Genomic DNA, 6,894 nt, shown 5'->3' on the forward strand with positions numbered 1-6,894 from the left:
TATTATAGATATAATCTATCTATTATAGTAATAAATAGGTAGGTTTGTATATGTTTTATTTAACTGTTTGCAACCCCCACTACAATAAAAGCAGCCATTCTTAAATGACACAATATAAGCAGTAAAATCATTACCACATTGATCCTTTATCGCCTGCTCATCACTTTCATCATCGACCGCACACCATACGCCCTTATAACCTCGTTTAAGTAGCGCGCGGGTTAAATCGCTCCCTTTTAGCTCATTATTCATACCAAGCTCCTCAGCTATCCTACTTTAGCATTACTTAATCCATAAGAATGACGCGAGCTCTAACAACTTCCTATTTTATTCAAAAAAATACAACATGGGTCGTTAAATTAATTAACAACTCTTTATTTTTATAGAAACTCTAGTGTAGAACTTTAGTAGCAAAACTGTAACATAGAAAGCAGCATTCCCGACAGACGGTAGGTATTTAAGGACAAGCGGTATAAATTTGTAATTTTTACAAGATGCGCCTTATTCAAGGATAAGTAAAATAATGAGCCCAAAATTAAGCTCAGTCTTTTATAATTTCTATTAGCAATAGAGGCTAAAACTCATAATAAAATCAGGTAAAATAGTGGTTATGACCGCTCTTATTCAACCTACCCCTCGTAAAATTATTCATATCGATATGGATGCTTTTTATGCCAGTGTGGAACAACGCGACTTTCCTGAACTACGCGGCAAGCCCTTAGTCGTTGGCGGAGATCCAAATGGTCGCGGCGTGGTTGCGGCGGCAAGCTATGAGGTGCGTCAGTTTGGTGTACGCTCCGCCATGTCGTGTTATGAGGCGCGTAAACGTTGCCCAGATGTCATATTTGTGCAGCCGCGTTTTGATGTCTACCGCGCGGTCAGTCAAGATATTCGCCGTATTATGCACCGTTTAACGCCGCAAGTTGAGCCATTATCGTTAGATGAGGCCTATCTTGATGTGACAGGATTGAACGTACATCACGGCTCAGCCACGCTAATGGCAAATTGGCTACGGGCACAGATTTTAGTGCAGACGGGGCTTAATGCATCTGCAGGCGTGTCATTTAATAAAATGCTCGCCAAGATTGCCTCTGATATTAACAAACCTAATGGTACGGCAGTTATCACGCCAGCGGAGGCCGACGCCTTTATTAGCGCGTTGCCCATTGAGCGTTTTCACGGTATTGGTAAAGCGACTGCTCGGCGCTTGCATGCGATGGGTATCAGTAATGGCGCTGATCTACGACGCACGCCCGCGGCACTATTGGTCAATGAATTTGGCAAGCGCGGTCAGTTTTATCACGACATCGCTCATGGCCGTGACGAACGCCCCGTTAAATCGCAGCGTACGCATAAGTCGGTTGGCTCTGAGACGACTTTTAGGGATAATTTGAATCACGATGACGAGCTACGCAGACAAATCTATGAGCAAAATACCGATGCCTTTAATCAGTTACGCAAAAAACAGCTCATCGCCTATACCATTACCCTTAAAATAAAATACGCTGACTTTACCCAAGTTACGCGTTCACATACCTTATCTACCGCTTTTGATAGTGCCGAATCTGCCCATTACTGGCTTGATAAGTTGTTTTCAGATATTCCGCGCTTACTGCCTATCAGGCTTGTCGGGGTGACGTTTTCTTCATTGATGCCTGCTACCCAAATTTTGCCACAGTTAGATTTGTTTGAATAATGGCACTTTACTTGCAAAGATAAATTTTAAGTATTTAATAATTACTGCTTAGGCTATTTAATTTATTTTCAGCTTTAATATGAACGGTAGCAGCTGAGGAAAACGTTCTTTCATATCTGCATTTCTGCTACAATTACCGCAAAATCTCCATCTACTGAAAGACTAACTATGACTGATTCTCAACCTGTAAACTTAGATACGACTTGCACCGATACTGCTGACAAAAATCTTGACAAGAGCAGCGTTAAAAACACTAATAAGATACTAGATAAAAATGCTGAAACTTTAGAATATCTAAGTGTTGATGATTATGATTATGAACTGCCGGACAGCTTAATTGCCCGTTATCCTTTAGCGCAGCGTTCGGCATCAAAATTACTATATTTAGCCACTAATCAGCAGAAAGATAGCGACAGCCAGATTATAGACAAACAATTCTCTGAGCTGCCCGATCTGCTAAATGCGGGCGATTTAATTGTCTTTAACGACACCAAAGTCATGAAAGCGCGCTTGTTCGGGCAAAAAGACACGGGCGGTAAGATCGAAGTGCTGATTGAGCGTTTGGTTAACATTTCAGATTTAGATAGCACAGTCTTACAGCTAGAAACGACAGATGGCAAGAGCATTGACCAAGAGCATATCGCCCTTTGTCATGTTAAAGCCAGTAAAGCACCTAAGCTTGGGCAACGGCTAGAGATTGCTGATGGTCATATGCAGGCTGTGGTCATAGGTCGTCAAGAAAACTTATTTATCTTAGCTTTTGAAGCGCTGATTTTGCCAGATTTAGAGCGTTATGGTGAGCTGCCTATTCCGCCCTACTTTGAGCGCCACGCCGATGCGACTGACAATACCCGTTATCAGACCGTTTTTCATGATCCAGCCAAACTTGCCAGCGTTGCTGCACCGACGGCCAGCTTGCATTTTGATAAATTCGTCCTAGATAAGCTGGCTGCTAAAGGCATTCATACTGCTTTTGTTACCTTGCATGTAGGGGCTGGTACGTTTGCGCCAGTCAAAACCGACAACTTACTCAATCACACCATGCATAGCGAATACGCTCATCTGCCTCAAGTTACTGCCGACCTCATCAACCAAACCCATGCTAATGGCAAACAGGTGATTGCAATAGGCACGACAGTGACGCGCGTCCTTGAGACCGCTTATCAAAAAACAGCGGTTAATGGACAAGCGCTTTCTAGCTGGGCGGGCGATACTGATATCTTTATTTATCCTGGGTTCAGATTTGGTGTGATAGATAAACTGCTTACGAATTTTCATTTGCCAAAGTCTACGTTACTCATGTTAGTGTCTGCATTTGCAGGTAAAGCCTCGATTGAACAAGCTTACCAACATGCCATTAATAACTACTATCGATTTTTTAGCTACGGCGACGCCATGTTACTTGATAAAAAAATAAAAGCGTAAGCGCAAACACTAAACAAACAATAAATATATTGTTTATAACGGCGGCGAAATAAACTGGTAAACTAAACGCTATTTTGTTATAACAACATAGTTAATACTTATTTTTAAAGGGCTGCATATGTCTTGTCATTTACCTCATCGCCTGACTACGATACATCGCTCAGTATCAATGGCGCTGCTTTATTCAATCAGTTATGCCGCCCTTATATCTAACGCCCAAGCGGCTACCATGGGTAAGACTGTCATTACCTCAGCTCAGCATGAACCTTTATCAGCCAGTATTGTTGTTAATGACATTCAAACCCCTGATTTCTCCGCGAGTTTAGCTGACCCTACCCTTTATCAGCAAATGGGTTTGACTCCAACAGATTCAATGACGGTTCGTTTTCAGCCTACTTCAGCTACCAGTGGGCAGGTCTTTATTACGACCACAAAACCTGTCTCTAAACCTTTTGCCGATATAGTGTAACCATTAATGATGGTGCGCAGCGTAGCGTTATCCCTAAAACATTGCTTATGCCGCTCGATGGCAGCTTGTCCATCAATCCTTCAAAAAATAGTGTGACAGCAGCAAGCAAACTTAATCTACCGACTGTTTCTCCTACTAACGCGCAACCATTAACAGTGAGAAAAGGCAATCCGCCTCCATTATTACCCGTCTCTAAGACTCCACCCACTCAATTGCTGGCTTCAAAGCCAAGAGCTATAGAAACCTCTGTCCCTAGCATTCAACTACCGAGCAGCCAAGCCTCGGCATCTCAAGTTAGTAATAGTCAGACGCTTACAGCAACCAGTTTATCGCCAGTCAGAACGATGACGCAAAATAACGCAACGACTTCTCCTGTCAATCGTTTGAATAATCATGCCGATATAAATAAAGCGCTTACAAACAAAAATGTAGCTATGCAGACAAACACCACGCCAAACCCAACTGGTGCTTTAGACAACCATAAAACTGCGCCAATGAATGAGCAAATATTTGATATTCTAAATGTAAAAATTACTCGTCAAATACAGCTTAAGAATAATAAAAACAACGATATTAGTAATAATGCCGTCATGGTCACTGCACCTACTACAGCCACGCCTTATAGCAATGTAGCAACCGATAAAAACAATACTGATAATATAATGACTACGACTACTCTTTTAAATAAAGCACCGTCTAGGGACGTTTCTTACAGTAATGCTTCCACAAACCAAATCGCATCAAAACCTAATATCCTGACAACTGAGCCTTCTATAAAAACGGTCTCTTTAGGCTTAGTAAATACCGCAGCGAATAATGATAATAACTCCAAGATTACCTATACGGTACAACGCAACGATAACTTATGGGTTATTGCCCAGCAAATCGCAGAAAAAAACAATCTTGACGTTCAAACCGTGATGAGTGAGATTCAAGCGCAAAATCCGAAAGCTTTTATTAATAAAAACGCCGATCAACTAAAAGCTGATGCCGAGTTAAGCCTACCTAATTATGATGTGATGCCAACACAGAAGAAGTTGCAAGAAGCCATTAGTACTCAAAAACAGTATTATAGCCAAGCAAATACACCTACTACCAAAAAATCTGCTGCGCTAAAACCTGCCCCTAAAGCAGCAAATGAGAAACCCATAACCAAGAAAACGCAGATATTACCAGCCGCCCAGTTTTCCGTGCTCGCTCCTGGTTATGACGGTAGCGCCGATGGCACTAAAACTAAAAAAGGTGTGACGACGGGCAATGGGCTTAGTACAGATGTGTTAGATATTCTTAAATCTTCTAGAAAAAGTACCGCAGACCAAGCGCAGCGTTTATCAAAGGCCAACAGTACGCTTGGCAGCTATACTAAAAAACTGCAATTACAAAACCAAAAACTGGCGGAGCTACAAGCTCGTCTCGAAAAATTACGCAATCAATAATTACCTAGCCGATCAGTGCCGTATGCTGCAACCATGATCGTAGGTATAGGAGTAACTATGGACAATATGCTATATATTATCGCTGGATTGGTATGTATTGTACTAATAGCAGTCTTGGTAATGCGCAAGAACAAAGCGCAAAAACCACCAGCACAGCAAAGTATCAAATCAGATAAAGCAGATAAAGCTGCAACTTTACCGAAACATACTGCCGTTAAAGGTACTAATACTCAAGCTAATGTCAATAGTGATAAGCGATTTGATCATATTGAGATAGCACAGCGTTTTATGGAGCAACAGCGCTATGATAAAGCCATTGAAACTCTCAATCGTGGTCTCGCTGAAAAGCCAAATGATAGCCAGCTAACTCTAAAGCTTCTAGCAGTATACGCAACAATAGACGAGTCTGATAACTTTAATAAAGTCTATGATTCCATTAAAACGCATGGTGATGCCAAAAGCATCGCTCAGGCTGATGACTTAAAAGCATTGCTGACGGAAGAACAAAACCAAGCGGCTGAACGTGCCTTACCTGCTGATAACAATCTAGATACTGGCTTTGAAAGTATCGATTTTGATTTACCAGCGAACAAAATTGAGAATAACGAGCCAACTATTGATCCTAGTCTTAATGAACAAGCGGTCACTCATAACGAATATAAAAATGATTTAGCCGCTAGCTCAGATAGCACGTTAGAAACTTCTAATGATTTCAATGATAGCCAGCAAGATTTCGTCCTCAGTTTAGACGACTTAGAACAAGATATTGATGAGCCAGCTGCTACTAGTGCCGCACCTGTCATTGATCTAGATATTGCCGATGAGCAAAGCTTATCAATGTCGACGGTCAGCGGCACAAATGAAAACAAGAGCAATAGTGAGCTGGATTTTGACTTCGACTTAGCAGAACAGGATAATACTGCGTCAGAAACCAATGCGTCTTTGTCTAAAGATGATTTAAACAACACTGATGATGAAATAACATTAGATGATGAAGATTTTGTCTTAGATTTAGCAGACTTAGAGCTAGATACGAGCGAAACTAATATGAGTCTTAATGATGAGTCTATGACAGACGTCAGCTCATTAAAAAATGATCTTGCTTTATCTCTCGATAGTATAGATGATAATAACGACACACCTGTTGAAACAGAAACATTATCAGATGAAACTTCTGCTGTTATTGATGATAGCTTGAATGATCTTGAATTTGACAACTTTGTTCTTGAAGACCATCCATCAGAGAATAACCATGTTTTGGAAAGCAATAGCATCGATGAGCTTAGTTTCGCAGATGTGGATACGACAGACAGACAATCAAACGAACGAAACAGTAGCTTCTAGTAACGCGCCAACTACTGGCAGATTCGATGACAATACTTTGATCGATGATAGTTTTGACTTTGACTCTTTAGCAAGCGCTCCAACAGCGACGACGCCAGTCGAGGTTAAAAACGATTATGATGTCAGTAGTGATGTCAATAGCACTAATATGCTAGATAACGCTACTATTGAGACTGAAGTTGAAACCACAGAGGACTTTTCATCACGTTTTGCGGCGGACTTTGATTTTGTTAAAACCTTAGATAGCAATCAAGTCACCTTAGACTTAGCCAGTCAGTATGTGCAATTGGGCGAATATGATAGCGCCAAACGTTTACTGACTGAGGTCATTAACCAAGGTAATAGCGAGCAGCAGAGCCAAGCGCAAGCACTACTAGATCGCACTGCATAAAAAGTAGCGTTTTCTTTCATCAGCAAGTATTCTATTAGCATAAGAATACTTGCTGATTTGGGAGTTTCCCAAACTCTGTGTAACTGCTTATAATCCACTAACAGGAGAATAAGCAATGACTAACCAATCTGAC

Annotated in this window: 7 protein-coding genes; 6 read left to right on the plus strand and 1 reads right to left on the minus strand. The window is 41.2% G+C overall.

Annotated features, from left to right (window positions below; genetic code table 11):
- Positions 1-15: 15 nt before the first annotated feature.
- Positions 16-252, minus strand: coding sequence for a hypothetical protein (locus H9653_RS12030; RefSeq protein ID WP_191692549.1), 237 nt, complete (start codon positions 250-252; stop codon positions 16-18).
- A gap of 358 nt (positions 253-610) precedes the next feature.
- On the opposite strand from H9653_RS12030, the gene dinB reads away from it, so the two are divergent.
- From dinB to H9653_RS12570, 6 genes are all read left to right on the plus strand, one after another.
- A complete protein-coding gene (gene dinB / locus H9653_RS12035; RefSeq protein WP_144296445.1) occupies positions 611-1,696 on the plus strand; it encodes a DNA polymerase IV in 1,086 nt (361 codons plus the stop codon).
- Between the two features lie 168 nt (positions 1,697-1,864).
- Positions 1,865-3,121, plus strand: a complete 1,257-nt coding sequence (gene queA / locus H9653_RS12040) for a tRNA preQ1(34) S-adenosylmethionine ribosyltransferase-isomerase QueA (protein ID WP_191692550.1) — start codon at positions 1,865-1,867, stop codon at positions 3,119-3,121.
- Between the two features lie 118 nt (positions 3,122-3,239).
- Positions 3,240-3,590 carry a type IV pilus assembly protein FimV gene (locus H9653_RS12565; protein WP_225211756.1) on the plus strand — a complete coding sequence of 117 codons (351 nt, stop codon included), beginning with the start codon at positions 3,240-3,242 and terminating at the stop codon, positions 3,588-3,590.
- Positions 3,591-3,637: 47 nt separating this feature from the next.
- Positions 3,638-5,026, plus strand: coding sequence for a type IV pilus assembly protein FimV (locus H9653_RS12045; protein WP_225211757.1), 1,389 nt, complete (start codon positions 3,638-3,640; stop codon positions 5,024-5,026).
- Positions 5,027-5,083: 57 nt separating this feature from the next.
- On the plus strand, positions 5,084-6,370 hold the full coding sequence (locus H9653_RS12050; RefSeq protein WP_225211758.1) for a tetratricopeptide repeat protein: 1,287 nt from the start codon (positions 5,084-5,086) through the stop codon (positions 6,368-6,370).
- On the plus strand, positions 6,303-6,761 hold the full coding sequence (locus tag H9653_RS12570) for a FimV/HubP family polar landmark protein (RefSeq protein WP_225211759.1): 459 nt from the start codon (positions 6,303-6,305) through the stop codon (positions 6,759-6,761). The genes H9653_RS12050 and H9653_RS12570 overlap by 68 nt, the downstream gene beginning before the upstream one ends.
- The last annotated feature ends 133 nt before the right edge of the window (positions 6,762-6,894 follow it).

Source organism: Psychrobacter communis (assembly GCF_014836505.1).
Taxonomy (GTDB): Bacteria; Pseudomonadota; Gammaproteobacteria; order Pseudomonadales; family Moraxellaceae; genus Psychrobacter; species Psychrobacter faecalis.